The sequence below is a fragment of the Haladaptatus sp. DYF46 genome (assembly GCF_021083305.1).
Lineage (GTDB): Archaea > Halobacteriota > Halobacteria > Halobacteriales > Haladaptataceae > Haladaptatus.
Genome location: NZ_JAJFAY010000001.1, coordinates 1,179,472 through 1,204,204 on the forward strand (window position 1 = coordinate 1,179,472; position 24,733 = coordinate 1,204,204).

Genomic DNA, 24,733 nt, shown 5'->3' on the forward strand with positions numbered 1-24,733 from the left:
GGACACGGAGATCCCCATCCCGTCCCGTTCCACTTTCGAATCGAAAAATGGCGACCGAGCGACCGCGATTCCCTATTCGAGTTCCCGAACGAGGACGTCGCGGAGCGCCGCGATTTCGCTCGCCGAGTATCGAAGTTCCTCACCGTCGAGGTCGATTCGGAGCGTTCCCGAACCGTTCGCCTCGCCGAGTTCGGTGACGGGCGCGACGCCGTCCAGCGCCTCGACCACCGCGTCCGGGTCGTTCGTCTCGACCACCGCGCGGCCGGGGAGTTCGCTGAACAGCGATTCGGCGATATGGGCGGCGTCGGCGTCTCCGACGTCTTCGAGCGAGACGGCCGCGCCCGCATCCTCCGAAACCATCTCGGCGAGCGTCACCGCGAGGCCGCCGTCGCTCACGTCGTGGACCGCGAGCGTGCCGTCCTCGGTAGCAACCGCTCGGAGTCCGCCGAGGAGTTCCGCGGCGTTCTCGGGAAGCGCGGGGAAGCGGTCGGTACCGCCGACCTGCGCGAGGTACTCGGAACCGCCGAGTTCGGCGGTCGGTTCGCCGACGAGCAGCAAGGTTCCGTCGCCCACGAGTTCGGTGGGCGGCGCGTCGTATTCCTCCGTGGTGCCCGTCATCGCCAGCGTCGGCGTCGGCGGAATCGGGCCGCTCGGCGAGTCGTTGTACAGCGAGACGTTTCCGCCGACGACGGGAACGCCGAGGGCGGAACACATGTCGGCGAGGCCGTCCACGATACCCTTGAACCCGCCGTACACGTCGGGTTTCTCGGGGTTGCCGCCGTTCAGGCAATCGACCGCGGCGAGCGGCGTCGCGCCCTTGGCCACGAGGTTCGCCGCGTTTTCGAGTGCGACCGCGCGGGCACCGTCGTAGGGTGCGGCCGTCGTCCAGTTCGGGTTCGCGCCGGAGGAGAACGCGAGGCCGAGTCCCGCCTGCCGGATCGCGAGGACGGCCGAATCGTCGCCGGGCAGGACCGACGTACGCGTCTGAACCTCGTGGTCGTACTGGCGGTACACCCACGACTTGCTCGCGCAGTTGGGTGACCCGACGACCGCTTCGAACGCCTCGCGGACGTCCGTTTCCGGCAGGTCGCGGTCGGGTTGGGTGGGTTCCTCCGACGGGAGGTCGTTCATCGGCGCGCCGTCGCCGATGAATTCGGCGGGCACGTCCACGACGATTTCGCCGTCGAACTCACAGACGTAGTTGCCGTCGGTCACGTCACCGATGACGGTGCATCCGAGGTCGTACTTCTCGGCGATGTCGGCCACCGCGTCCACGTTTTCGGGGCGAACTTCGTAGACCATGCGTTCCTGCGATTCCGCGAGCAGGATCTCCAGCGCGTTCATGTTCGGTTCCCGCTGGTGGACGCGGTCGAGTTCGATGTCGGCCCCGAGACCGCCCTTGGCCACTAATTCGCTCGACGCGCCGCCGAGGCCCGCCGCGCCGAGGTCCCGAGCGGATTCGACGAGTCCGCCGTCCACGAGTTCCTCGTTCGCCTCGATGAGGAGTTTTTCAGTGTACGGGTCGCCGACCTGTACCGCCGGGCGGTCCTCCGTCTCCGCGTCCTCGGCGAGGTCCTCGCTGGCGAAACTCGCGCCGCCCAGTCCGTCCCGTCCCGTCGAGTTGCCGACGAGGAGCAGTTTGTTGCCCGGCGTCTGCGCTTCGGCCGTGATGAGGCGCTCGGCGGGAAGCAGTCCGACGCAGGCCACGTTGACGAGCGGGTTCCCCTCGTAGTCGGGGTGGAACTGCGTGCTTCCGGTCACGGTCGGCACGCCGATGGAGTTGCCGTAATCGGCGATGCCCTCGACGACCCCTTCCAGCAGGTAGCGGGAGTGTTCGCGGTCGAAGCCACCGAAATAGAGGCTATCGGCGAGCGCGATGGGGTACGCGCCCATCGACAGCGTGTCGCGGACGATGCCGCCGACGCCCGTCGCAGCGCCGTCGTACGGGTCCACGTAGGAGGGGTGGTTGTGGCTCTCGATACCCATTGTGATGTAGGTGGATTCGTCTGCGCGGCCACTGCCGCGAGCGGAGTCGGTGTCGGCCGACGGAAGCGCGACGACTGCGGCGTCGTCACCCGGTCCGATGACGACCTCCTTGCTCTCGGATTCGAACGCGGACAGCAGGGGACGCGACGACCGATACGCACAGTGTTCACTCCAGAGGTTCTCGAACAGCGCTTCCTCGGCCGGCGTCGGGTCGCGGCCGAGTTCTGCCACGACCAACTCTCGGTCGGACTCGGACAAACTCATTCACCCTGCTGTACAAACAGGGCGGATTAATGCCTTTCCATATGCACGAACGTGGTGGGTTTCGTGCGACTGACTGAAGCCCTGTGTATAACGCGACTCCGAGGATGATACCGACGTCCGTGGGAACGACCGTCGCAACGCAACCGCCTCTCGCCACCGTCACAGGGACGAAGACGAGCGCTGTAACGAATGAAGAAACGACTGATGACGTTGAAACGACGGAACCGACGTCTCAGTGACTCGCTCGTGGCCGTCGCACGCTCGTCGGAGGAGGCACTTTCGACCACGCGAACGATACCCTCGGCGAGTTACGTTACTCCGACTCACGGCAGGAAACGGAGCGTAGAACACTCTCGAAGCGGTAGGATCGGAAGCGCGAGGAATGTCAGAGGCGAAGGGGCCTTGTGGATGGAAGAGAGCACCCCTACGACGTACCGTCGTAGGAATAGAGAGCCTGAACGTGGTGTTTGCTTATTCAAGCCGCATGAATCCACACCGTTACAGCGGTTCGCGCCAGTCGTGTGCGACCCAGTGGCTCGCGGCCGTGAACCGACCTTTGAACAGGAGGCCAGTCGCAACCAGCATGACGACGAGCGGCGTCACTGAAAACGTGAGCGTCTTCAAAATGACTCTCTCGGTGAAAGTCTCGTGTCCTATCTTGTCTATCATATAACTACTTGGTGAGCACATTCCGGTAAAAGCTTTCTGCAAACTCCTTTCATACAGCCATTCGAACGTGCCACAATAAAAACAGATATCTCCGGAGTCGGTGGCCCATCGCGTAAGGAGCCGGCGAGCGCGAGAGCAGCGACGCGAAACGCATCGTGATTCACGGCCGCGAGAGAAACCGTTGCGCTCGTCGGAGATGAACGGTGGGACGTCCGCCGATGGGGTCCGTTTGGAAGCTTCTGGTGGTAGAACATCTGTTTTCGAGCGCAGGTTTCTATGACGGTACCCGACTGGCACCGTGTCCCCTTCTCGGCCTCCAGCGTGAGCAACCGCGCGACAGCAACCACGCCCGGATGCTTCGGAGGGGAACCGACACGGAGCGATCGAGAATTGTGTGGACATACAATTTTAACGCATATTTTAGCCAATTACTGTTCCTTTTTTCGCTTTCGAAATGCTTCCGTCCTCCTTACTGCCCCATTCCACCACAATACCTAAATACTTTGTCGGCAATGATATGAACTGCTATGAAAGGTTCAGAAGGAGGGGAACGATAAGAAGCGGACAGTCAGCCGAACAATATCGATGCCTATGATTGCATGAGCGCGAGTGACCGTTTTCACCCACCACCCACTCGACGGGCGATGTTGCCTCCATCGCCCGTATTCATGCGCCGAAACCGAACCTGCTGGTTATCCGGTCGTTCTCACAAACAGTTCATTCAGATTCACGAACACTACGTATTCGAAGAGGGACGCCGATGCCGATACTCCTCCTGACGACCACGTGTCACGATGACGAACGCCGACAGCCATCCGTGGACCGAGTTGCTTTTCCCGGCGTACTGCGAACGTTCGCCCGTGCTATCGGTCGAGTTGCATTGTCATTCCGCACTTTCCCACGATGGCCGTGACCCCATCGAACTGCTCTTGGAGCAAGCCAAGGCGGTCGATTTGGACGCCATCGCCGTCACCGACCACGACGAAATCGACGCGAGCCTCGAGGCCGCGAAACTCGCCCCAGAATACGGGCTGGTCGGTATCCCCGGCATGGAGATCACGTCCCGTGCAGGGCACGTTCTCGGGTTAGGTATCGAAGAGCGCATCCCGCCGGGTCTCTCGTTCGGCGAGACGCTCGACAAGATTCGGGAGCAGGGCGGCGTCGCCATCGTTCCCCACCCGTTTCAGAAATCGCGCAGCGGCGTCGCCGCGAACATCACCGGGAAAAAGCTCGCGGAAGCCGACGCTATCGAGGTGTACAACTCGCGCCTGTTGACGGGGCGTGGAAATCGAAAGGCGAGGTCGTTCGCTATCGACCAGGACGTCCCGATGACGGCCGGGAGCGACGCCCACATCAGCGAGATGGTCGGACAGGCGGTGACGAAGATCGACGTGAAAACCCCCGACAAGCGAGCCATCCTCGGCGCTATCGTCGACGGCCGAACCGAGGTCAACGGGAAACGAACGCCGTGGCGTATCAGTTTCCGACAGGCCGCGGGCGGGGCGAAACGCCGCGTCGTCAACCGCGTCGGGCAGTACTTCGGCTGATGCAAGGGCTTTCACCCGAGGACGTTCGGCGCGCGGTCGAAACGAACGATCCGCTGCCGGGCGGCACGGGATTCGCCGGCGAACTCGACGGGACGCTCGTCCGCGACGTGTTGGGTCGCTATCCCCTGTTCTCCGAGGAAACCGATGCGAGGACGTGGAGTCACGACCCCACCGAACTCGATGCCCCCGCTCCGGTTCCTCCGGGATACGGGCGAACCGAGGACGACGACGAGCGACTGTGGACGCTCCCCGACCCGTCACCGTTCGAGGACGAAAAAACGGCGGTTTCGGCGGTTCGGACGGCCATCGAAGCCAGCTTGGAGTCGGTATCCGCCGAGGGTCTCGCCGTCGCGTTCTCCGGCGGCGTCGATTCCGCCGTGGTCGGGAGCGCCTTCGACCGTCCGCTGTACGTCGCCGGGTACGCCGGCAGTCACGACGTGGACGCCGCGCGAACCGCCGCCGAACTCATGGAGCGTGAAATCCGCGTCGTCGAGATAACGCACGAGGACATCGAATGTGCGGTCCCCGAAGTCGCCCGTGCCATCGGCCGAACCAACGCGATGGACGTCCAAATCGCGCTCCCGCTCTATCTGACCGCTGAGCGGGCACGCGCGGACGGCCACGACCGACTCGCAGTGGGGCAAGGCGCGGACGAACTGTTCGGCGGCTACGAGAAAGTCGCCCGCGCGGACCACCGCGTCGAAGCGGAAACGGTACGCGGTGCGGTTCGCGAAACGATTCGCACGCTCCCGGAACAGTTGCCGCGGGACGTGTTGACCCTTCGGGCCGCCGGGGTCGAACCGGTCGCGCCACTCCTCGACGACCGAGTCGTGCGGGCGGCGCTCCGCCTTCCGGGCACGATGCTCGTCTCGGATGGCGTTCGGAAATCGATGTTCAGGAACGCGGCGCGCGAATTCGTCCCGAAGGAGGTAGCGACGAGGGACAAGAAGGCGGTGCAGTACGGCAGTCTCGTGGCACGGGAACTCGACCGACTGGCGCGACGGGCGGGATACAAGCGCCGGATGGACGACCACGTGACGAAGTACGTCCGCTCACGGCTGGACTGATTTCGGAAGTGTGGAACGATGTGTTTTCACGCGTTCAGCGCCGTCGCTCGTTCGACGTCTTCAGGAGAAGCTCGCGTCGAAGCCAGGAATCGCTATATCCGATGCAGTGACCGCCGCACTCGATACACGCCTGTCGATCGAGTTCGTACGACGCACCGCACGATTTACACTCGAACCGTGTCGAGTCCGCGTGCCCCGATTTCAGACTGACTCGGCTGACAAATTCCATCCTCGAACTGTTAGAACAGCAGGTATGATATTATTATCCGCCACCTAACTGCCGAAGAACGCCGACAGAGGGGTTTTCCCTTCTGTCACGTTCCAGTTATTCAGAAATGATTACTGCGAAAGCGAACTGACGTGTCATCGTGGACGGGGTGAGACGACCTGCTCGCTGCCGCAGTCCGGACAGAGTTTCCGCTCGCCGTCGAATGCCTTGCCACACCCGGTACAGACGAAGGACGGTCGGAGGTCTTCGTCGTCGGTACCGAACAGGCGGTCCATGATGCTCATGAACCACCCAATTCACCGGATAGACCTTATTATATACCTCTTAATCCCGGTTTCGCCGTTCGGATCCGACGCGCTCGATGGCTTCGGTGCCGAGCGCGACGACCTCCTCAGTCAGACCGTCGTGTGTTCGGAGGTCGTCGGGCGAAAACCAGCGCCAACGGTCGATCGCGCGTTCGCCGTCGTCGGGCGCGAGCGTTCGGTCCGCCGCCTCGCCGTAGTAGACGAAGTCGATGTGCTGGTGGGCGACCGCTCCGTCGAAAACGTCCACGTCGTACAGCATGGTGTGTTCCGCGGAGGGGAGTTCCCGGCCGAAATCGGCGACGACGCTCGTCTCCGGTTCGAGCAGCGTCACGTCGAGACCCGTCTCCTCGCGGACTTCGCGCACGGCGGCTTCACGAGGGAGTTCGTCCCGGTCGAGGTGGCCGCCCGGCGGGAGGAGCATGTCCAGTCGGTCGTGGTCGTGAAGCAAACACTCGCCGTCGTGGACGACGTACGTCGTCGCGGTGAAGTGGCGGGTCGTCTCCATGGGAAAGAGGTCGACCGAATCGGATTCACCGTTTCGGTCGGCTATCGAGACGGACTTCGTCGCCGGCAGCGACGCCGTCGAACGCCTCGTCGCCGCGTCCTTGATTGACCGCGAGTTCGACGTTGCCGTGACTGCCGACCGTCACGAGGCGTTCGCCCGGGTCGACGTGGGCGTAGGACGGTTCGACGGGGCCGAGGATACCGTTTATCTCGACCTCATCCGCCTCGTTCAGGAACTCGCCGGGAACGTTCGTGATGGCGTTCCCGAAGCCGTCCACGGCGAGGATTTCTCCGGTCGCGGACCCGCCCTGAACGGTCGGGTCGGGAAAGCCGAGGTCCTCGAACTCGTCCGTCGGGACCACATCTTCGAGCGTTTCGAGCGCGTCCACGCCCGCTTCGTGGACGCGGGCGGCGGCGGGCGCGAACACGTCTCGTCCGTGGAACGTCGCGCTGTTCGGATCCTCGACCGTGACCCGGAACACCTCGGGGTCGTCGTCGGCCAGTTCGCGGGCGACGGGAAGCAAGACGCCGTTGTCCGGTCCGACGAGGGCGTGGTCGCCCGCGCGAACCACGAGTGCCGCGCGGTCGGTGCCGACGCCGGGGTCCACCACGACGAGGTGGACGGCGGGCGGGAAGTACGGAAGCACCTCGCGAAGCCAAAAGGCGGTCGTTCGAACGTCCTGTCGCGGGAAGTCGTGGCCGATGTCGACGAGACGGGCGTCGGTGTGCTGGAGCAACACGCCCTTCATCGCCGCCGGGTATGGCGTTCCGAAGTCTGAAGTTAACGTTATCATCTGGCAACTCACCTACGGTTATAGGGATAGTTCGCAACCGAGTTGATGTAGGTTTTCCTTATTATCAGGTTATAAAGAATAAAATAATTCGGACGAGCTGCGATGGATCAGGACGCTTCGAAGCAGGCTTGCATCGGTTACGCCCTCCGACCTGGTTGGAACTAAATCCCGTTCGAATCCGAGTCGCTGACCTGTTGAATCCGGTCGATGCCGTCGCTTTCCTCGATCACTTCGACGACCGGGTCGGGAACGAGTCGCTGCCAGTCGCCGCCGTCGACCATCCGGTCGCGGACTTCGGTTCCCTCCAACACGTCGCGGTTGAACATCGGGGACTGCCGCACCTCGACGCCCGCCTCCTCGAACAGACGGATCACGAGGGGGTTGTTCGAGTAGGCGATGTCGAAATCCGGACTCATGCTCTGGACGTGGCTCACCCACACGGAGTTCCGGTCCAAGTCCTCGATGGGGACGGCGTACGTCACGAGGTCGTAATCGACGAGGGATTTGGTTATCATCATGATTCGTTCGCCAGCCGTGAACGGGTCGTGACGGCTGTGTGAGTCGCCCGCGCTTCCGATGCCGAGGACGAGTTCGTCGACCTCCTCGGCGATGGTATCGATCACGTTGTGGTGGCCGTTGTGGTAGGGTTGGAAGCGCCCGATGTAGAACCCGCGGGTCATGGTGAACCCGTCGTGTAGCGTTTTTATAAGGGTGACGAGTCGTCCGTCCGAGCGGTCGTACTTCGTCGAAAATCGGGTCGAACGGTTTCGAATCCGGTATTCGACGCCGGGAGCGATATGGCTATATCCCTTCAATTCCACAGTTTGACGGCCTGAAATGGAGTGTGCGGGGTCGAGCGTAGGGAGAAAGTATATCAGTTCGCCAGCCATGTTTTCAACTACACAGAACGAATTCTATGAGTAACGACACCGAAGCTTCACCATCGGAGCAGGAAGCCGAGAAAGAGATGGACGTCGATAGCCTTGGGAGCGAGGTGGACGCCAAGGTCGCCGACGACATCTCCGAAGACGACCTGCTGGGTGGGTTGGAGATAGAAAGCACGGAAGAAGTCGAAATCCCCGACCGATTGGTCGATCAGGTCATCGGACAGGATCACGCCCGTGACATCATCCTCAAGGCGGCGAAACAGCGCCGTCACGTCATGATGATCGGGTCCCCCGGGACCGGGAAATCGATGCTGGCGAAGGCGATGAGCCAACTCCTCCCCAAGGAGGACTTGCAAGACGTCCTCGTCTATCACAACCCTGACGACGGGAACGAACCGAAGGTTCGGACGGTTCCCGCCGGGAAGGGCGAACAAATCATCGAGGCGCACAAGGAGGAGGCCCGCAAGCGCAACCAGATGCGCTCGTTTTTGATGTGGGTCATCATCGCCATCGTGGTGGGGTACGCGCTCCTCCTCGCCGGAAAGCCGCTCCTCGGAATCCTCGCGGCCGGTGTCATCTACCTCGCGTTCCGCTACGGTTCGCGTGGCTCCGACGCGATGATTCCGAACCTGTTGGTCAACAACAGCGACGTCACCAGCGCCCCCTTCGAGGACGCGACGGGTGCCCACGCGGGTGCGATGCTCGGTGACGTGCGCCACGACCCGTTCCAGTCCGGTGGAATGGAAACGCCGAGCCACGACCGGGTAGAACCCGGTGCCATCCACAAGGCGAACAAGGGCGTGTTGTTCATCGACGAAATCAACACGCTCGACATCCGCAGTCAGCAGAAGCTGATGACGGCGATTCAGGAGGGCGAGTTCTCCATCACCGGTCAGTCCGAGCGCTCCTCGGGCGCGATGGTTCACACCGAACCCGTCCCGACCGACTTCGTCATGGTCGCGGCGGGGAACCTCGACGCGATGGAGAACATGCACCCGGCGCTCCGTTCGCGTATCAAGGGATACGGGTACGAAGTCTACATGGACGACACCATCGACGACACGCCGGAGATGCGCCGCAAGTACGCACGCTTCGTCGCTCAGGAGGTCGAAAAGGACGGTCGGCTTCCGCACTTCACGGACACGGCCGTCGAGGAGGTCATCCTCGAAGCCCAGCGCCGGGCGATGCGGAAAGACCACCTCACGCTCAAACTGCGTGACCTCGGTGGCCTCGTCCGCGTCGCGGGCGACATCGCTCGCGCGGAGGACGCCGATAACACCACGCGCGACCACGTGTTGCAGGCCAAACAGCGCTCGCGCTCCATCGAACAACAGATCGCGGACGACTACATCGAGCGGCGGAAGGACTACGACCTCACGGTCTCCGCCGGCGACGTGGTCGGTCGCGTGAACGGTCTGGCCGTCATGGGCGAGGACAGCGGTATCGTCATGCCCGTCATGGCCGAAGTCGCGCCGTCGCAGGGTCCCGGTCAGGTCATCGCCACCGGGAAACTGCAGGACATCGCCGAGGAAGCCGTGCAGAACGTCAGCGCCATCATCAAGAAGTTCAGCGACGAGGACATCTCGGAGAAGGACATCCACATCCAGTACGTGCAGGCGTACGAAGGTGTTCAAGGCGACTCCGCGTCGGTGACGATGGCCACGGCGGTCATCAGCGCGCTGGAGAACATCCCCATCGACCAGAGCATCGCCATGACCGGCTCCCTGTCGGTCCGCGGCGACGTGCTCCCGGTCGGCGGCGTCACGCACAAAATCGAGGCCGCCGCGAAGGCGGGCGTCGAGACGGTCATCATCCCGAAGGCCAACGAGCAGGACGTGATGATAGAGGAGGAGTACGAGGAGATGGTCGAAATCATCCCCGTCTCGCACATCAGCGAAGTCCTCGAAGTCGCACTCACGGGGGAATCCGAGAAGGACAGCCTCATCAACCGGCTGAAGGACATCACCGGCCACGCCCTCGACCGCCAGGTCGGCGGCACCCAGCCCGGTAGCAGTCCGAGTCCGCAGTAAGCGTCGACAACGAGAATTCGTTTTCTCCCTTCGTTTTCAACTCCCGAGCGGCGGCCATCCCCTCCGGTCCCGCCGACGCGGTAGATAGCTTTTCACGGCCGGCGTCCGAATTGGAACCCGAATGCCCTCGCCGAACTGGAACGCGTTCGCCGCCGTCACGCTCGTCGTTCTCCTCGTTCTCATCGCGCTCGCTCGCGCTTCGCAGGGGATGTTCGTCGGGGAGAACGAAACGGACGACGTGAAACCGTCTACTGACGGTTACGACTCGGCGCGTTCCGTCGATACGACCGAAACGTGCCCGAACGGACGCGGGTTCGGTCACGAGGAGGACCTTGAATCCACCGCGGATGAGAAGGGTACTGGTAACGAGACGTCACGCACACGCGAATTCGGATCCGCGGTCCCGGCGGATTCCGATGCACGCGACGACGAAACGGCGACTGCGAGCGTCGAACCCGCAACCGCGAACGTCGAGTTCGCCCACGAGACGACCACCGAATCCGCCGCGGAGGAGTTCACGCCCGGTATGCTGCTGGTCAACGTCGCGTTCAGCCAAGGGCTGTTCGGCGTGGTCCTCCTCGTGGCGGCCGTACTCGCCGCGATACCCGCCGTTTCGCTCGGCCTCGGGAGCGTGACCGTCACCCAACTCGGCATCGGCATCGTCCTCGGCGTGGCGCTGTACGTCGGGAGCGAACTCGGCCAGCGCGCCGCGGACGCGTTGGACATCGACTACGAGGACGGCCTTCGGGAACTCCTCACGCCCGACTCGATCGGGGGGTGGGTCGTCCTGCTCGTCCTCGTCCTCCCGATAATCGCAGGATTCGAGGAACTGCTGTTCCGTTCCTCGCTGGTCGGCGCCTTCGCCGTCGGGTTCGGCATCTCGCCGTGGTTCCTCGTCGTCGCCTCGTCGGTCGCCTTCGCGACGGGCCACGGCGCGCAAGGCCCGGCGGGAATACTCGTCACCGGGACGCTCGGCGCGGTGCTCGCCAGCGCGTTCGTCCTGACGGGGAGTTTGCTCGTGGTCGTCGTCGCCCACTACCTCGTCAACGCGCTGGAGTTCGTCGTTCACGCCCACGGCGACCGGTTCACGTAGTCCTCGAAGACGGACGCCGCGCGGTCGTACGGGTCGGCGACGCGGACGTCGATGCCGAGGTCCGCGAACGTCTCGACCGCTCTCGTTTTACCGCCGGTGCGGAGGAAGTCGCGGTACGCTTCGGGCGACAGCGTGCCGTCGGTGAGTCCGTCGAAGACGACGGTGGCACCCACCACGCCGAGGACGTACTGGTAGAAGTGGTACGGTTCCCGCGCGTGGCTGCCGACGAGCCATCCAGAGGCGGTGTACTCGTCGGGGACGACCGGCGCGTTGAACTCGTCGTGGAGGTCGGCGTAGATGTCGTCGAGGCGCTCCGCGGTGAGGGTGCCACCTCCTTCGACCACGCCGTAGGTTTCGTGCGTGAACGCGGACCACATTCCCGCTCCGAAGAAGTTGCCGCCGACGGTATCGAGGAGGCGGTCGAAGACGTGTTCCCGATGATCGTCGGTTTCGATGAGGTGCCGCGCGAGTAGCAGTTCGTGAAGCAGGCTCGGAACCTCCTCGACGGGGCGCGGCGTGGTCGCGTACAGCGGTCGGCGCGCCTCGCGCAGATACGACGTGTTCATCGCGTGGCCGAGTTCGTGCGCCAAAACGAACAGGGACCGCACGTCGTCGTCGTAGTTCGCCAGCACGTACGCGCCGGTGTCGTACGACGACGGGCAGTACGCGACGATGTCGGAGCGCTTCTCCTCGGTTTCGTACACGTCGATTCGACCGTCGTGCAAAAATCCCGCCAAGCGGTTCCGGTACTCCTCTCCCAACGGTTCGACGGCGTCGAGGAGGTGGTCGTGCGCCTCGTCGTACGGAATTTCCGGCCCTTCCCCGTCGGCGAGCGGGACGTTCGTGTCCCACGGGCGTAGCTCTCCCACGCCGAGACGGTCACGACGGACGCGGAGATACCGGTGGTGCGGGCCGAGATTCGACCGGAGCGCATCGAGGAGCGCGTCGTGTGCGTCCGTCGGGAAGTCGATCCGAAGCCCCGTCTCGGGGTAGCTCTGTTTGTTGAAGCTCCGTTCGCGGACGGAGTCGAAGTTCCGCACCGCCGTGCGGTTCGAGTGCGTCTTCACCTTCTCGGCGTACGCCGTCGCGATCGCGTGTTTGGACGCGATCAGTTCGCCGCGATACGCCTCGTACACGCGGCGTCTGAACTCCCTGTCCGTCGATGTGAGTTGTTTCGCCCGCCTGTTCCGAGTCACCGGAACGGACTCCCCGTCCGGGCCATCCACGGTCGGCGGTTCGAAGTCACGATTGACGAGCGCTCGGAACACTTCCTCGGGCGTGTCGTGATTCAGCGTCGTCAGGACCTCCTCGACGTCGGAGGAACGAACGTGGCGGTCCATCCGTACGGCGTCATCGAGATAGCGCCGGAACGCCGCGAGGTCGTCGTTCTCGCGCACGAACGCTTCGACTCGTTCGGGAGAGAGCGACTGTAACCGACGCCGAACCGCCGTCTTCGTTCGGTCGACGTCGTCCGACACCGACCGGAACTCGTCGCGTCGCTCCTCGCGCTCGGGGTCCCCCGTGTCCTCGTTGCATCGAAGTCGGACGTAGAGGCCGAGCCGTTGTTCCCGTCGGACGAGGGTTTCGTGGTCCGTGAGGGAGTCGAGAAAGCCGTCCGCGCTCCTCGGGTCCCGCTCGCGAAGCGATTCGGCGAGCGATTCGGTTTCGGCGAGCACGGCGCTCCACTCGTCCGGCGATTCGAAGATGTTCGAGAGGTCCCACTTGTACTCCTCTGCGATTTCGTCTCTGGTCGGTATCGAATTCATGATGTCCGTCGTGTGCGGTTGCTGTCGCTGATGGGTAGTCGAGCGGCGGTACGACCCGAAATCGGGCGTCGAATCAGAAGGAGGTGAAGCGGGTCATCGTGCTACCAAGTTAGAAAATCGTCGTTTACGAGGCGTAAAAAACGTACTGGTCGCTCAAGAAGATGCAATTTGTCTTCCCGTGCGAACGGGGGTCAGAAGAGCTACCGCTCTTCGCTATCGAGCACGCGAATCTGGTCCCCGCGTACGGTGACCGGAATCGGGACGGTGGCCTCGTACAGTTCGACCGTCACCTGGTCTTTACCCTCGTCGATACGCTGGACCTGCGCTTTCTCGCCTTTGAACGGTCCGGCGATGAGTTCCACGATGTCGCCCTCCGCGATACCTTCGACGTCCGGCGTCGGGGAGAGGAAGTGCTCCACTTCGGAGATGTTGCTCTCGCCGGGGACCATGCTCCGCGCGTGGGGAATCTCCTCCAAGACGCGGTTGATGACTCGGTGGTCGTCGGCCTCGACCATGACGTAACTCGTCAGCGAGTCGGGCGCGAGGACGGCGTGAATCTCCGGTTCCTCGCGGTTGATGATCATGTCCGCGACGGTGCGTTCCTGACTTGCCGTGGTCTTTACTGCGTAAATTGGCATATAGATTCACCTAGACGGGGGCGTTGGTGATGAAACTCATGACGGCGAAAATCGTGAACCCGAGCAGTCCGACGAGCAAGATGCCGGCACCGGCGATCTGTGCGATCTTCGAGAACTCGTTCCACGACGGCGTACTCGCCAGTTTGAGTACGCGCATGTACGACGCGAGGTCTAGCTTGACGTCCATTGTTGGTGATGCTTGGCTATCCGGCTTTTTCTATCTTACTACAAAGAGACGGGAGGGAAGCGCTCGATTACTCGACGTAGTCGATATCCTCTGCCTGCTGTTGTTTCGCCTGTGCCTGTTCGGCCTCGTTGCGGCCGTAAATCTGGGGTGACTGAACGCCCGTGACGACGATCATGGTGCGCATCGTGCCGTCGAGACTCTCGTCGATGGAGGTCCCCCAGATGATGCGAGCGTCGGGGTCGATGCGGTCGTAAATCTGTTCGACCACGCCCTCGGCCTCCTCGATGGACATGTCGTTGCCACCGGTGACGTTGACGAGCGCGGACTTCGCGCCGCTGATGTCCACGTCGAGGAGGGGCGAGCGAAGGGCGCTCTTCACCGAATCCTGCGCCTTCTGGTCGGAGTCGCTCTCGCCGAGTCCGATCATCGCCACACCACCCTTCTCCATGACGGTGCGAACGTCGGCGAAGTCGAGGTTGACGAGGCCGGGTTTCGTGATGAGTTCCGTGATTCCTTTCACGGAACGCATGAGCACCTCGTCGGCGACCTTGAACGCCTGTTTGACGGGCAGTTTGCCGACGGAGTCGAGTAGGCGGTCGTTCGGGACGACGATGACCGTGTCGCTCACGTCGCGCAGGCGTTCGAGTCCGGCCTCCGCGTTGGTGCGCCGGACCTCACCCTCCGCCGTGAACGGCGTCGTGACGATGGCGATGGTGAGCGCGCCGGCCTCGCGGGCCGCCTTGGCGACCACGGGGGCGCTTCCGGTGCCGGTGCCGCCGCCGAGTCCGGCGGTGACGAACACCATGTCCGAGCCCTGAATCGCGTCGTAAATCTCCTCCTGACTTTCGAGGGCGGCCTCCTCGCCGACCTGCGGGAGCGACCCCGCACCGCGTCCGCTCGTCTTCTGTTCTCCCATCAAAATCTTCGTGTCGGCCTCGATCTCGACGAGGTGCTGAACGTCCGTGTTCGCGGCGACCAGCGACGCCCCGTGAATTCCCTCCTCGGCCATTCGATTGACCGTGTTTCCGCCGCCACCGCCGCACCCGACGACGGTGATGTTGGTCTGGAGTTCCTTGAGTACGTCCTGTAGTTCCTCGTCGGTCATCGTCCCCGACAGGCCGGTGTCCTGCGAGGCACCTCCGATTTCTGATTGTGGGGCACCCTGTTGTTGCCCTTCCGCCTCCTCAATAGCGTCTTCAACGATTGAATCCATCCTTGAAGCTTCTTTTACGAACGCACATTAATTATCTTTCCCCTCTAGTCGACGGTCGTCTGACTCATATCAAACCATCGTGAAAAAAAGTTATATGGTCGAGTCGTCCCGGCGGTTCACTCCACGGGGAAGACATGTTTCCGCTCCGTCCGGACCTTCTCCGGCGGAATCGTTCGCCCGTCGACGGTCACCGGAACCCCCGAAGACAGTTTCCCGAAGGCTGGTCCCTCGGACACGCCCAACGTGCGCGCCTTTTCCGGGTCGAAGGTGACTTCGCGGACGACGACTTCGTCGTCCCGGCGCGCGACGGTTTCGTACTTCCGTTCGAGCAACGCGATCAGTTCGTCGAGAATCGCCTCGTAGTCGGCCCGCGTGCGGACCGCCGCGCGCCCACACACCAGCGTGCCGCCTTCCTCGGTTTCGAACGCGACCGTTCGCTCGGACACGACATCGAAGACGCCCTCCCGGTCCACGCCCGCCGCCGCGGCGAGCAACTCCTCGGGGAACGCCCGAACGGAGAACCGCCACTCGTCCGGGTCCGACGGCACGTCGGCCGCCCGCTTGCCGAACCGGAGCCCCGAATCGACGGACGAGAGTTCGGATTCCATCTCCTCGGCGAGGGCGAGGGGAACCCCCGACACCTCCCGAACCCATGTCTCGCTCACGACGCGATAGCCGAGGTCGGCGATGACGTCCGCGATGTCCTCCGTGTTCCCCTCACAGACGGCGTGGTTCGCCCCGCTTCGTTCGAAGGCCTGCCGAATCACGTCGGGATGTGCCTCCGGAAGCCCCAGCGTGTCGAGGTTCCAGTCCGACGCGATGTGCCCCACCGCCCAGTCCGTCTCCTCGATGATCCGCTCGAAGCGCGGGGCGTAGTGACCCCCGCCGAACCCGACGAGTTGGCGCTCCCGGTGGGGCGAAACGCCGCGTAAGTCGAGGATGGCACGCGCGACGGCGTGGGCGGCCTCCGGGTCGTCCCACTGCTCGTCGTCGCTACCCAGTTCGACGAACATCGACGGAACGCCGACCTCGCTCGGCCCGTGGTGGGTACACTCCATTCCGACTTCGTACCCCTCGGGCGCGTGGTCGTGGAACACCCGGAGCAACCGTGCGTGGGCGTTCGGACAGGCCTCGGCGAGAGTCCTGTCCTCGCCGCCGTACTCGGCCGGACCGAAATTCCCGGTGAAGTGGGCGGTCAACAGCGGACCGGTGTCGCCCGAGTGACGCGAGGCGAACACGAGCATGCCGGGGTCCGAAAACGCCTCGGCGACGTTCTCGATGTCGAGATGGAGGGCGTCGAACTCCCGGAGTTCGAACCCGTCCGTCCGGTAGTACTCCCCGCCACCCTCGGCGTCCGGTCGCATTTCGTCTTCGTGTGTACTCCACTCCGTCTCGGCGAGGAGGCACTCGCCGATGTGTTCGGATGCGTAGTCTGCCCTACTGACGACGACGGCAATCACGAATGATTCTCCGGTCGGACGGCGAAAAAGTCCGTCGAATCCCGGAAACCGTTAAGAACCGGGACGAAGTGTGGACACATATGAAGGTTCTCGTTCCGGTGGACGGTTCCGACTGCAGCATGCGGGCGCTCGACTTCGCCATCGACTTCGCGAGGCGATACGACGCGGACCTCGACATCGTCCATTTCACCGACGTCCGAGGGGAGGACACGGACGCCCTGATGGACCGAGTGAATGCGGAACTCGACGAAACCGATATCGAGAGCGACCCCACCGTGGCGGTGGACATCCATTTGGCGAGTTTCAAGGCGTCGAACCGTATCGGCAGGAACATCATCTCGATGGTCGAAGAGGGCGACCACGATCACGTCATCATGGGTCATCATGGCACAGGACGGGTAGGTACGTTCGTCCTGGGCAGTGCGGCGAAAACGGTAGTGAAATCGGGGGATGTGCCGGTGACGACGGTTCCGTGAACGGTCGCACGGGAATGGAAACACCTCCGGTTCCAGATAGAACCGCTTAATTAGACCGCTTTTGAAGATGCCCGTAGTATGAATCCGATACTCGCTACACCGATGGCGATTTTACCACGGGTGTGGGAAAACTCGTTACTACTCCTCTCATCGTTCCTGCTGCTGCTGTTGGGGGCGGAAGTGTTCACGAACGCGGTCGAATGGTTGGGTCACCATCTCGGCGTGAGCGAAAGCGCGACCGGCAGTATCCTCGCCGCCGTTGGAACCGCCCTTCCGGAGACGACGATTCCGATAATCGCCATCTTCGGGAGCGGAGGCGGGACGGAGGCGGCGGAGGAAGTCGGCGTCGGTGCGATTCTCGGCGCGCCGTTCATGCTCGCCACCATCGCCATGTTCCTCGTCGGCGCGAGCGTCTACTACTTCGGGACGCGTCGTACGCACGGACGGGAGATGCACTTCAACAGCGTCTCCACCCGCCGTGACCTCTCCTTTTTCCTCGTCGGCTACACCCTCGCGTTCAGCGCCGCACTGATTCACAGCGACCTGATATCCCACGGCATCGCCGCACTGCTCGTCCTTCTCTACCTGTTTTACCTCTATCGCTCGCTCAAGAGCGGCGAACTGGTCGAAGGCGAGGATTTGGAGGACCTCCACCTCGGACTGATGATAGAGGGCGTCGTCTCCCGCTTCCCGGGAATGAGCACGGACGAGAACCACTCGGGCAACCCGCGCTCGATTCTGGTGGCGATTCAGACGCTCATCGCGCTCGGCTTCATCATCGGCGGAGCACAGGTGTTCGTCTCCCAGACCCAGTGGGTTTCGGAGGAGGTACTCGGCATCCCGACGGCGATCGTCGCGCTCCTCATCGCGCCGCTCGCCACCGAACTCCCCGAGAAGTTCAACAGCATCATCTGGATTTCCCGCGACAAGGACACCCTCGCGCTCGGCAACATCACGGGCGCGATGGCGTTCCAAGGCACCCTCCCCGTCACCCTCGGCATCCTGTTCACCTCGTGGGACCTCTCGTTCCAGTGGGGAACGTCCGGCTTCCTGAACGGCCTGTCGGCCATCCTCGCGATCATCAGCGGTTGCGTGCTCTACCTCCGTGCACGCCGCGTCGACGGCGGGAACATGAGTGCCCGACCGTTCCTCATCGGCGGACTGTTCTACCTCATCTTCCTCGCGGTGGTCGTCTATCACGTCGTCGTCCTCGACGTCGGCGGCGTTGCCGGTCACTGAGTCCGCTCGTCGGATGGAATCGCTTACTTGACTGCCGCGGGAAGTACGGGATATGTCGCTTCCAGTCGCGGCCGCGGTGCGGCCGCTCGCACTGTCGAAATCGTCGACGAAAGGGCTCTTACTTCTCGCATCCTTCGTCTTTCTCCTCGTCGGAGCGGAGGTGTTCACCAACGGCGTGGAATGGCTCGGCCACCGCCTCGGCATCTCCGAGAGCGCGACCGGGAGCATCCTCGCCGCGATGGGAACCGCGCTCCCGGAGACGACGATTCCCGTCATCGCCATCCTGAAAGGCGGGTCGGCGGCATCCGACATCGGCGTCGGCGCGATTCTCGGCGCGCCGTTCATGCTCGCCACCATCGCCATGTTCCTCGTCGGCGCGAGCGTCTACTACTTCGCCGACCGTCGCGCGAACGACGCCAACTTGCAGTTCAACGAGGGCGCGACGACGCGCGACCTCTCGTTTTTCCTCGTCGGCTACACCCTCGCGTTCGCCGCCGCGCTGGTCCCGGATGAGACCTCCGTCGCGGGAATTCCGATTCGAGTCGTCATCGCCGTCGTCCTCGTGGCCCTGTACGTCACGTATCTCTACCGCTCGCTCCGTGCGGGTGAACTGGCCGACAGCGACGACATGGACGACCTCCACATCGGAATCGCGATCGAAGGACTGGCCGAACGAATCGGCATCGACTCGAACGCGGACCACAGCTCCGACCCGCACCTCCTCCTCACGGCCCTCCAGACGTTCATCGCGCTCGGATTCATCGTGTACGGTGCCCACCTGTTCGTGGACCAAGTGGAGTGGGTTTCGAGGGACGTCGGCATCCCGTACGCCATCGTCGCGCTCGTCATCGCCCCCGTGGCGACCGAACTCCCCGAGGCGTTCAACAGCGTCATCTGGTTGGCGCGCGACAAGGACACCCTCGCGCTCAACAACATCACGGGCGCGATGGCGTTCCAAGGCACCCTCCCCGTCACCCTCGGCATCCTGTTCACGCCGTGGGACCTCAGCCTCGCGTGGGGAACCGCCGGTTTCCTGAACGCCGTCTCCGTCCTCTTCGCCATCGTCGCCGGGTGCATCGTCCTCTTCCGCGCACGCCGCGTCGGCGAGGACGACTTCGACCCGACGCCCTTCCTCGGAAGCGGCCTGTTCTACGTTCTCTTCATCGGCCTCGCCGTCTACTTCGTCATGCTCGGTGCCTGAGGACCCGTCGGTTAAGTCCCCCCGCTCCCTTCTTCGGGCATGGACGTATACGGACTCCTCGGCAATCCGGTGGGTCACTCGCTCTCTCCACCGATGCACGAGGCCGCCTACGAGGAACTGGACATGGACGCCCGCTACGTCACCCTGGAACCCGAGGCCATCGCCCCGGCAATCGAGGGAGCGAACGCGCTCGGCGTGAGCGGGTTGAACGTCACGATTCCGTTCAAGGAGGACTGTCTCCCGCACGTCGAACCCGACCCGCTCGCGAAACGCATCGGCGCGGTGAACACCGTCGATTTCTCCGGACCCGATGGTTCCGTCCCGACGGGCCACAACACGGACGCCGAAGGGGCGCGTCGAGCGCTCGAACGACACGGCGTGTCCCGTGACGGAGCGTCGGCCGTCGTCGTCGGTGCGGGCGGCGCGGCACGGGCGATCGCCTTCATGCTGGCCGACGACGGCGCGACGGTCCGGATAGCCAATCGAACCGTTTCGCGAGCGGAGTCCCTCGCGGCGGACGTGAGCGGTGCGGCGGCACACGGCTTGGACGAACTCCCCGAACTCGTGTCGGCGGCCGACGTGCTAATCAACGCGACGAGCGTCGGGATGGAATCCGACGAGTCGCCCGTCCCCGCCGATGCGCTCCACGGTGACCTCGCGGTGATGGACGCGGTGTACCGCCCGCTCGAAACGCGACTGCTCCGCGAGGCGTCCGCGTGCGGCGCGACGACCGTCGACGGCGCGTGGATGCTTCTGTTTCAAGGGGTCGCCGCATTTGAACTATGGACCGAAACGGATGCGCCGGTCGAGCGCATGGACGCCGCCTTGCGAAGACGCCTTTAAGTGAAGGGACTTTGTACTATCCCCCAATGGGGCTTATCACACGGCTGAAATCGTTGCTCGGTCTTGGCGATGAGCGGTCGAAATCGCGAGATCGTGACGGCGGAGTGACGATAGAGCGGGAACCGACCGAGACGAGAGCACAGCCCACGGTGGAATCGGAGAACGCAGTGAAAATGACCGAGGACTCCTCGGAGACGGAGACGGAGACGAGCGTTTCGACGGAAGAACTCGTCGACGAGGGGGAACCAACGGATCACATCGAGGAAGCGGAACCCGACACGGCGGCGGAACCGGCCGAGGCGACGGGACCGAGCGCCGAGGCGGGACAACCCGCACAGACGGAGGCGACCGAACCGGAAGCGGAACCCGACGCGGAGTCGCAGGAAGCGGAGGAATCCGAAACCGAAGCCGAAGAACCGGAATCGGAGACGGGAACGGAGGAAGAACCGTCGGAGACGGAGGAAGCGGAAGCCGAAGAAACCGAGGCCGAAGCCGAAGCGGAGGAATCCGCCGGTGCCGATACCGACGCCCGACCGCTCGAAGACGTGAAGGGAATCGGCCCGGCCTACGCCGAACGACTCCGGAACGCTGGCGTCGAAAACACGGCCGAGCTGGCCGATGCCGACCCGGCGGAAATCGCCCGCGAGACCGACCTCTCGACGACGCGAATCGAAGGCTGGATGGATCGTGCGAAATCGATGTGACGAAGCGGACGTAGTCACCTCGCGGGCTTCGTTCCGCGAGGCGGCACGGGACGCGCCGCGCGGTGCGAGAATCCCCGTCGAAGTCCGCGTGCGGGTCGCGGACCCGTTTCGAGCGTATCGACGGGCGCGCGACGGCCCCGGCGGTTTCTATCTCGCGACGACGGGAGGACAGTCAGGGTGGGGCTATTTTGGTATCGAACCGACGAGTCGTCTCCAGACGGGGTCGGGCACCGAATCGAGCCTCGACGCTCTCTCGGCGGCGCTCGCCGACGAGGAACTGGTTCGCGGCGACTGCGACGTTCCGTATCCGTGTGGGCTATTCGGATGGCTTTCGTACGACCTCGTCCGCGAACTGGAAACGCTTCCCGGGTCGGCGACGGACGACCGGCACCTACCGCGACTCCAGTTCGGCCTGTACGACTGCGTCGCCGCGTGGGAGGCGGGGTCGGAGGAAACGCTCCGTGTGACGGCGTGTTTGCGACTGGACGACCCCAACGAGACGTACGACGAGGCCCGAGAGACGGCGCTCTCGCTCGCCACGGCGGCTATCGAAGGCGACGGAACCATCGGCGCACCGCCGACCGACGAGCGGGGGCCGTTCGTCAGCAGTTGCGGCAAGGACGCGTTCGCGGAGCGCGTCCAACGAGTCAAGGAGTACATCCACGACGGCGATACGTTTCAGGCGAACATCTCGCAGCGACTCGAAGCGCCCGCGAGCGTTCACCCGGTTGCGGCCTTCGACGCCCTGCGCCGGGTCAACCCCGCGCCCTACTCGGCGCTGTTGGAGTTCCCCGGTATCGATCTGGTGAGCGCAAGCCCGGAACTCCTGCTCGACGTGAACGGGGACCGCCTCAGGACGGAACCCATCGCCGGGACACGGCCGCGCGGGTCGACGCCCGAGGAGGACGAGGCGTTCGCGGCCCAACTGCAAGGAGACGACAAGGAACGTGCGGAACACGCCATGCTGGTCGATTTGGAGCGAAACGACCTCGGCAAAATCGCCGAGTACGGAAGCGTCGAGGTGACTGATTATCGCCGAATCGACCGCTACTCCGAGGTGATGCACCTCGTATCGGAGGTCACGGGTCGTCGCCGACCCGACGTCTCCATCACGGACGCCGTCGCGGCGGTGTTCCCCGGCGGCACCATCACCGGCGCGCCGAAACCCCGGACGATGGAAATAATCGACGAACTGGAATCGACGCGGCGCGGACCGTACACCGGCAGCATCGGCGTTCTGGGCTTCGACGAACGCGCGACCCTGAACATCGTCATCCGAACCTTGGTCCGGCACGGCGAGGAGTACCACCTGCGCGTCGGTGCCGGAATCGTCCACGACTCGGTTCCCGAGGCCGAGTACGAGGAGACGCTGGCGAAGGGAAAGGCGCTCGTCAACGCCATCGACGAAGCGCTCGAACAGGGCGGCGAGTTCTCGGTCGAATAGTCGAAACTTACTGCTTCGCCTTCTCGGCGAACTTCTCGCGCACCTTGCGAATCTTCGGCTGCGCGTTCATCGTACAGTAGGCGTCGTTGGGGTTCTTCTCGTAGTAGTCCTGATGGTAGCCTTCGGCCTCGTAGAACTCCGTGAGCGGTTCGACTTCGGTGACGATGGGGTCATCGAACGCGCCCTCCGACTCCAGACCGTCGATGTACGCCTCGGCGACGTCCTTCTGTTCGTCGTCGTGGTAGAAGATGGCCGAGCGGTACTGACTGCCCACGTCGGGCCCCTGCCGATTGAGCGTCGTCGGGTCGTGGATGGTGAAAAACACCTGTAGCAGTTCGTCGTAGCCGAGCGTCTCGGGGTCGTACTCCAACTGGACGACTTCCGCGTGCCCCGTCTCGCCCGAACAGACGGCCTCGTAGGTCGGGTTCTCGACCGAGCCACCGGCGTAGCCCGACGTGACGGACTCCACGCCGTCGAGTTCCTCGTACGCCGCTTCCAGACACCAGAAACAACCGCCCGCGAGCGTCGCTTTCTCTGTCATGGTTGACGGTTGGTCCGCGACGCGTTAAGACTCTGCGGTGGCGGACGGTTTTTCAGGGACTTTCGTCGGGGTGAACGGAACGAATGCGAACCGTGATACGCGTCGTCGGTCGATTTCGAGAGCGTCCCCTGCCCTGAAACGGCCTGCCACTCGTCGAGCGCCCCGAAATCGTCGGCGACGGGAACGTCGGTCCGCCCGCCCTTTCGCGTCTCACGCTCGCTTCGTCCGCCGGAAACGACGTCTTATCCGCGACCGAAGAACAGCCCGCAAACCCGACCGCATCGGCGGTCGCCAGAAACGTTCGTCGCGTCTGTCGCGTCATATCTCCGCTCAAGAAACCCGGCCATATTCTTATGGACAATTCAATCGAATCGGTAGATGTTGCCAAAGAATACTGAATTAGTCCGTGAAGCTACTTTCAAATCCGAAAGCTTGCTATCTCAACCAATACACTTATATATTCACAGAACTAACCTATAGTTAGCGGAGCGCCCTTGGCTCTGGTTCTAGCGAAGGGCAACTCCGGTTCATTCCATCATGAGTACGAAAGTTCACGAAGACGACCAGAAGGCCGTAGCGCACTCGGAACGCACGCGAACGGAAAAGCTGAGGAACGAGAACGAGAAAACCGAAGGGCGGACGAGCGAACGCGAAGGAGAGCGGGAAGCGGAACGAGCGGACCAGACGTGTCCCGAATGCGGTGGCTCCCTCGTCGCCGACTCGGAACACGCGGAGACCGTCTGTAGCCAGTGTGGCCTCGTCGTCGAAGCCGACGGTATCGACCACGGTCCCGAATGGCGGGCCTTCGATGCGAGCGAACGCGATTCGAAGTCCCGCGTCGGGATGCCGACGACGAAGATGATGCACGACAAGGGCCTGTCGAGCAACATCGGGTGGCAGGACAAGGACGCCTACGGGCGGTCGCTGAGTTCCCGCCAACGGCAGAAGATGCAACGGCTTCGAACGTGGGACGAGCGCTTCCGCACCCGCGACAGCAAGGAGCGCAACCTCAAGCAGGCGTTGGGCGAAATCGACCGGATGGCGAGCGCGCTCGGCCTGCCGGACAACGTCCGCGAGATGGCCAGCGTCATCTACCGTCGCGCGCTGAACGAGGACCTCCTGCCGGGGCGCTCCATCGAGGGCGTCGCGACCGCCTCGCTGTACGCGGCGGCGCGACAGAGCGGCGTCCCCCGCACGATGGACGAACTGACCACCGTCAGCCGAATCGACGGCATGGAGTTCAAGCGCACCTACCGCTACATCGTGCGCGAACTCGGCCTCGGCGTCCAACCCGCCGACCCCGAGCAGTACCTCGCACGGTTCGAGAGCGAACTCGACCTCACCCCCGCGACCAAGCGCCGCGCCCACGACCTGCTCAAGACGGCGAAGGAGTCGGGCATCACGAGCGGGAAATCGCCCGTCGGACTCGCCGCCGCGGCGCTGTACGCCGCCGCGCTCCTCGAAGAGGAGAAACTCACGCAGGACGAGGTGAGCGAGGTGTCGGACGTGAGCACCGTCACGATTCGGAACCGCTACCACGACCTGCTGACCGCCGCGGACGAAGCGGACGCGCTTCCGCCGACGGCCGCAACCGACGAGGCGGCGGCGTAATCGGTTCTTTTCATTCGAGACAGCGACGACGAGAG

The 24,733-nt window shown here is 63.6% G+C and carries 24 protein-coding genes; 11 read left to right on the top strand and 13 right to left on the bottom strand.

The features are described 5' to 3' along the window. Positions 1-72 precede the first annotated feature (72 nt). Together purL and LJF34_RS06620 are read right to left on the bottom strand one after the other, a co-directional pair. Positions 73-2,250: a phosphoribosylformylglycinamidine synthase subunit PurL gene (purL, locus tag LJF34_RS06615; RefSeq protein ID WP_231184060.1), complete on the bottom strand. Its 2,178-nt coding sequence runs from the start codon at positions 2,248-2,250 to the stop codon at positions 73-75. Between the two features lie 498 nt (positions 2,251-2,748). Further along, positions 2,749-2,919, bottom strand: coding sequence for a hypothetical protein (locus tag LJF34_RS06620; RefSeq protein WP_231184062.1), 171 nt, complete (start codon positions 2,917-2,919; stop codon positions 2,749-2,751). A gap of 860 nt (positions 2,920-3,779) precedes the next feature. Here LJF34_RS06620 and LJF34_RS06625 point away from each other — a divergent pair. Beyond that, positions 3,780-4,466 (top strand): PHP domain-containing protein, encoded by a 687-nt coding sequence (locus LJF34_RS06625; protein ID WP_231185047.1) that lies wholly within the window; start codon positions 3,780-3,782, stop codon positions 4,464-4,466. Then, entirely contained in the window at positions 4,466-5,533 is a 1,068-nt protein-coding gene (locus tag LJF34_RS06630; RefSeq protein ID WP_231184063.1) for an asparagine synthase-related protein, read from the top strand. Before LJF34_RS06625 ends, LJF34_RS06630 begins: the two co-directional genes overlap by 1 nt. A 363-nt stretch (positions 5,534-5,896) precedes the next feature. Here LJF34_RS06630 and LJF34_RS06635 read toward each other — a convergent pair whose 3' ends face one another. The 4 genes from LJF34_RS06635 to LJF34_RS06650 form a co-directional block, all read right to left on the bottom strand. Continuing rightward, a complete protein-coding gene (locus tag LJF34_RS06635) occupies positions 5,897-6,046 on the bottom strand; it encodes a hypothetical protein (RefSeq protein WP_231184064.1) in 150 nt (49 codons plus the stop codon). Positions 6,047-6,086: 40 nt separating this feature from the next. Next, the gene (locus LJF34_RS06640) at positions 6,087-6,572 is read right to left on the bottom strand and encodes an NUDIX domain-containing protein (protein WP_231184065.1); all 486 of its coding nucleotides are present in this window, start codon (positions 6,570-6,572) and stop codon (positions 6,087-6,089) included. Between the two features lie 25 nt (positions 6,573-6,597). Continuing rightward, positions 6,598-7,365 (bottom strand): SAM-dependent chlorinase/fluorinase, encoded by a 768-nt coding sequence (locus LJF34_RS06645; protein WP_231184066.1) that lies wholly within the window; start codon positions 7,363-7,365, stop codon positions 6,598-6,600. A 161-nt stretch (positions 7,366-7,526) separates the two neighbouring features. Beyond that, entirely contained in the window at positions 7,527-8,045 is a 519-nt protein-coding gene (locus LJF34_RS06650) for a nicotinamide-nucleotide adenylyltransferase (protein ID WP_231184067.1), read from the bottom strand. A gap of 236 nt (positions 8,046-8,281) precedes the next feature. Between LJF34_RS06650 and lonB the strand changes: the two genes are divergently transcribed. Beyond that, positions 8,282-10,282, top strand: coding sequence for an ATP-dependent protease LonB (gene lonB, locus LJF34_RS06655; RefSeq protein ID WP_231184068.1), 2,001 nt, complete (start codon positions 8,282-8,284; stop codon positions 10,280-10,282). A gap of 121 nt (positions 10,283-10,403) precedes the next feature. Further along, the gene (locus LJF34_RS06660) at positions 10,404-11,375 is read left to right on the top strand and encodes a CPBP family intramembrane glutamic endopeptidase (RefSeq protein WP_231184069.1); all 972 of its coding nucleotides are present in this window, start codon (positions 10,404-10,406) and stop codon (positions 11,373-11,375) included. Here LJF34_RS06660 and LJF34_RS06665 read toward each other — a convergent pair. From LJF34_RS06665 to LJF34_RS06685, 5 genes are all read right to left on the bottom strand, one after another. Continuing rightward, a complete protein-coding gene (locus LJF34_RS06665) occupies positions 11,348-13,141 on the bottom strand; it encodes a M3 family metallopeptidase (RefSeq protein WP_231184070.1) in 1,794 nt (597 codons plus the stop codon). The two genes, LJF34_RS06660 and LJF34_RS06665, sit on opposite strands and share 28 nt — an antisense overlap. Before the next feature lie 200 nt (positions 13,142-13,341). Then, positions 13,342-13,779, bottom strand: a complete 438-nt coding sequence (locus LJF34_RS06670) for a transcription elongation factor Spt5 (RefSeq protein WP_007981573.1) — start codon at positions 13,777-13,779, stop codon at positions 13,342-13,344. Between the two features lie 10 nt (positions 13,780-13,789). After that, positions 13,790-13,966, bottom strand: coding sequence for a protein translocase SEC61 complex subunit gamma (locus LJF34_RS06675; RefSeq protein ID WP_231184071.1), 177 nt, complete (start codon positions 13,964-13,966; stop codon positions 13,790-13,792). 67 nt (positions 13,967-14,033) lie between these two features. Further along, complete coding sequence (gene ftsZ / locus LJF34_RS06680; protein WP_231184072.1) at positions 14,034-15,179, bottom strand: cell division protein FtsZ; 1,146 nt, start codon at positions 15,177-15,179, stop codon at positions 14,034-14,036. Positions 15,180-15,295: 116 nt separating this feature from the next. Continuing rightward, positions 15,296-16,639 carry a D-aminoacyl-tRNA deacylase gene (locus tag LJF34_RS06685; RefSeq protein WP_231184073.1) on the bottom strand — a complete coding sequence of 448 codons (1,344 nt, stop codon included), beginning with the start codon at positions 16,637-16,639 and terminating at the stop codon, positions 15,296-15,298. 80 nt (positions 16,640-16,719) lie between these two features. On the opposite strand from LJF34_RS06685, the gene LJF34_RS06690 reads away from it, so the two are divergent. The 6 genes from LJF34_RS06690 to pabB all read left to right on the top strand — a co-directional run bounded on the left by LJF34_RS06690 (position 16,720) and on the right by pabB (position 22,546). Next, positions 16,720-17,115, top strand: a complete 396-nt coding sequence (locus tag LJF34_RS06690) for a universal stress protein (protein WP_231184074.1) — start codon at positions 16,720-16,722, stop codon at positions 17,113-17,115. 78 nt (positions 17,116-17,193) lie between these two features. Next, the gene (locus LJF34_RS06695; RefSeq protein WP_231184075.1) at positions 17,194-18,354 is read left to right on the top strand and encodes a sodium:calcium antiporter; all 1,161 of its coding nucleotides are present in this window, start codon (positions 17,194-17,196) and stop codon (positions 18,352-18,354) included. A gap of 52 nt (positions 18,355-18,406) precedes the next feature. After that, complete coding sequence (locus LJF34_RS06700) at positions 18,407-19,555, top strand: sodium:calcium antiporter (protein ID WP_231184076.1); 1,149 nt, start codon at positions 18,407-18,409, stop codon at positions 19,553-19,555. 39 nt (positions 19,556-19,594) lie between these two features. Further along, positions 19,595-20,398 (top strand): shikimate dehydrogenase, encoded by an 804-nt coding sequence (locus tag LJF34_RS06705; RefSeq protein WP_231184077.1) that lies wholly within the window; start codon positions 19,595-19,597, stop codon positions 20,396-20,398. Between the two features lie 26 nt (positions 20,399-20,424). Beyond that, on the top strand, positions 20,425-21,102 hold the full coding sequence (locus LJF34_RS06710) for a helix-hairpin-helix domain-containing protein (protein ID WP_231184078.1): 678 nt from the start codon (positions 20,425-20,427) through the stop codon (positions 21,100-21,102). Next, entirely contained in the window at positions 21,086-22,546 is a 1,461-nt protein-coding gene (gene pabB / locus LJF34_RS06715) for an aminodeoxychorismate synthase, component I (protein ID WP_231184079.1), read from the top strand. Before LJF34_RS06710 ends, pabB begins: the two co-directional genes overlap by 17 nt. A 7-nt stretch (positions 22,547-22,553) precedes the next feature. Here pabB and msrA read toward each other — a convergent pair whose 3' ends face one another. Beyond that, positions 22,554-23,087 (bottom strand): peptide-methionine (S)-S-oxide reductase MsrA, encoded by a 534-nt coding sequence (msrA, locus tag LJF34_RS06720; RefSeq protein ID WP_231184080.1) that lies wholly within the window; start codon positions 23,085-23,087, stop codon positions 22,554-22,556. 52 nt (positions 23,088-23,139) lie between these two features. Then, on the bottom strand, positions 23,140-23,409 hold the full coding sequence (locus tag LJF34_RS06725; protein ID WP_231184081.1) for a hypothetical protein: 270 nt from the start codon (positions 23,407-23,409) through the stop codon (positions 23,140-23,142). Between the two features lie 212 nt (positions 23,410-23,621). On the opposite strand from LJF34_RS06725, the gene LJF34_RS06730 reads away from it, so the two are divergent. Next, a complete protein-coding gene (locus LJF34_RS06730; protein ID WP_231185048.1) occupies positions 23,622-24,698 on the top strand; it encodes a transcription initiation factor IIB in 1,077 nt (358 codons plus the stop codon). Positions 24,699-24,733: the final 35 nt, after the last annotated feature.

Bases quoted from the DNA above. Each gene is read 5' to 3' on its own strand.
- LJF34_RS06690 (WP_231184074.1), top strand. From the start codon at position 16,720: ATGAAGGTTCTCGTTCCGGTGGACGGTTCCGACTGCAGCATGCGGGCG.
- lonB (WP_231184068.1), top strand. From the start codon at position 8,282: ATGAGTAACGACACCGAAGCTTCACCATCGGAGCAGGAAGCCGAGAAA.
- LJF34_RS06710 (WP_231184078.1), top strand. From the start codon at position 20,425: ATGGGGCTTATCACACGGCTGAAATCGTTGCTCGGTCTTGGCGATGAG.
- LJF34_RS06705 (WP_231184077.1), top strand. From the start codon at position 19,595: ATGGACGTATACGGACTCCTCGGCAATCCGGTGGGTCACTCGCTCTCT.
- LJF34_RS06660 (WP_231184069.1), top strand. From the start codon at position 10,404: ATGCCCTCGCCGAACTGGAACGCGTTCGCCGCCGTCACGCTCGTCGTT.
- LJF34_RS06725 (WP_231184081.1), bottom strand. From the start codon at position 23,409: ATGACGCGACAGACGCGACGAACGTTTCTGGCGACCGCCGATGCGGTC.
- LJF34_RS06665 (WP_231184070.1), bottom strand. From the start codon at position 13,141: ATGAATTCGATACCGACCAGAGACGAAATCGCAGAGGAGTACAAGTGG.
- LJF34_RS06640 (WP_231184065.1), bottom strand. From the start codon at position 6,572: ATGGAGACGACCCGCCACTTCACCGCGACGACGTACGTCGTCCACGAC.
- LJF34_RS06630 (WP_231184063.1), top strand. From the start codon at position 4,466: ATGCAAGGGCTTTCACCCGAGGACGTTCGGCGCGCGGTCGAAACGAAC.
- LJF34_RS06650 (WP_231184067.1), bottom strand. From the start codon at position 8,045: ATGACCCGCGGGTTCTACATCGGGCGCTTCCAACCCTACCACAACGGC.
- LJF34_RS06645 (WP_231184066.1), bottom strand. From the start codon at position 7,365: ATGATAACGTTAACTTCAGACTTCGGAACGCCATACCCGGCGGCGATG.
- LJF34_RS06675 (WP_231184071.1), bottom strand. From the start codon at position 13,966: ATGGACGTCAAGCTAGACCTCGCGTCGTACATGCGCGTACTCAAACTG.
- ftsZ (WP_231184072.1), bottom strand. From the start codon at position 15,179: ATGGATTCAATCGTTGAAGACGCTATTGAGGAGGCGGAAGGGCAACAA.
- LJF34_RS06635 (WP_231184064.1), bottom strand. From the start codon at position 6,046: ATGAGCATCATGGACCGCCTGTTCGGTACCGACGACGAAGACCTCCGA.
- msrA (WP_231184080.1), bottom strand. From the start codon at position 23,087: ATGACAGAGAAAGCGACGCTCGCGGGCGGTTGTTTCTGGTGTCTGGAA.
- LJF34_RS06695 (WP_231184075.1), top strand. From the start codon at position 17,194: ATGAATCCGATACTCGCTACACCGATGGCGATTTTACCACGGGTGTGG.
- LJF34_RS06670 (WP_007981573.1), bottom strand. From the start codon at position 13,779: ATGCCAATTTACGCAGTAAAGACCACGGCAAGTCAGGAACGCACCGTC.
- LJF34_RS06620 (WP_231184062.1), bottom strand. From the start codon at position 2,919: ATGATAGACAAGATAGGACACGAGACTTTCACCGAGAGAGTCATTTTG.
- LJF34_RS06700 (WP_231184076.1), top strand. From the start codon at position 18,407: ATGTCGCTTCCAGTCGCGGCCGCGGTGCGGCCGCTCGCACTGTCGAAA.
- purL (WP_231184060.1), bottom strand. From the start codon at position 2,250: ATGAGTTTGTCCGAGTCCGACCGAGAGTTGGTCGTGGCAGAACTCGGC.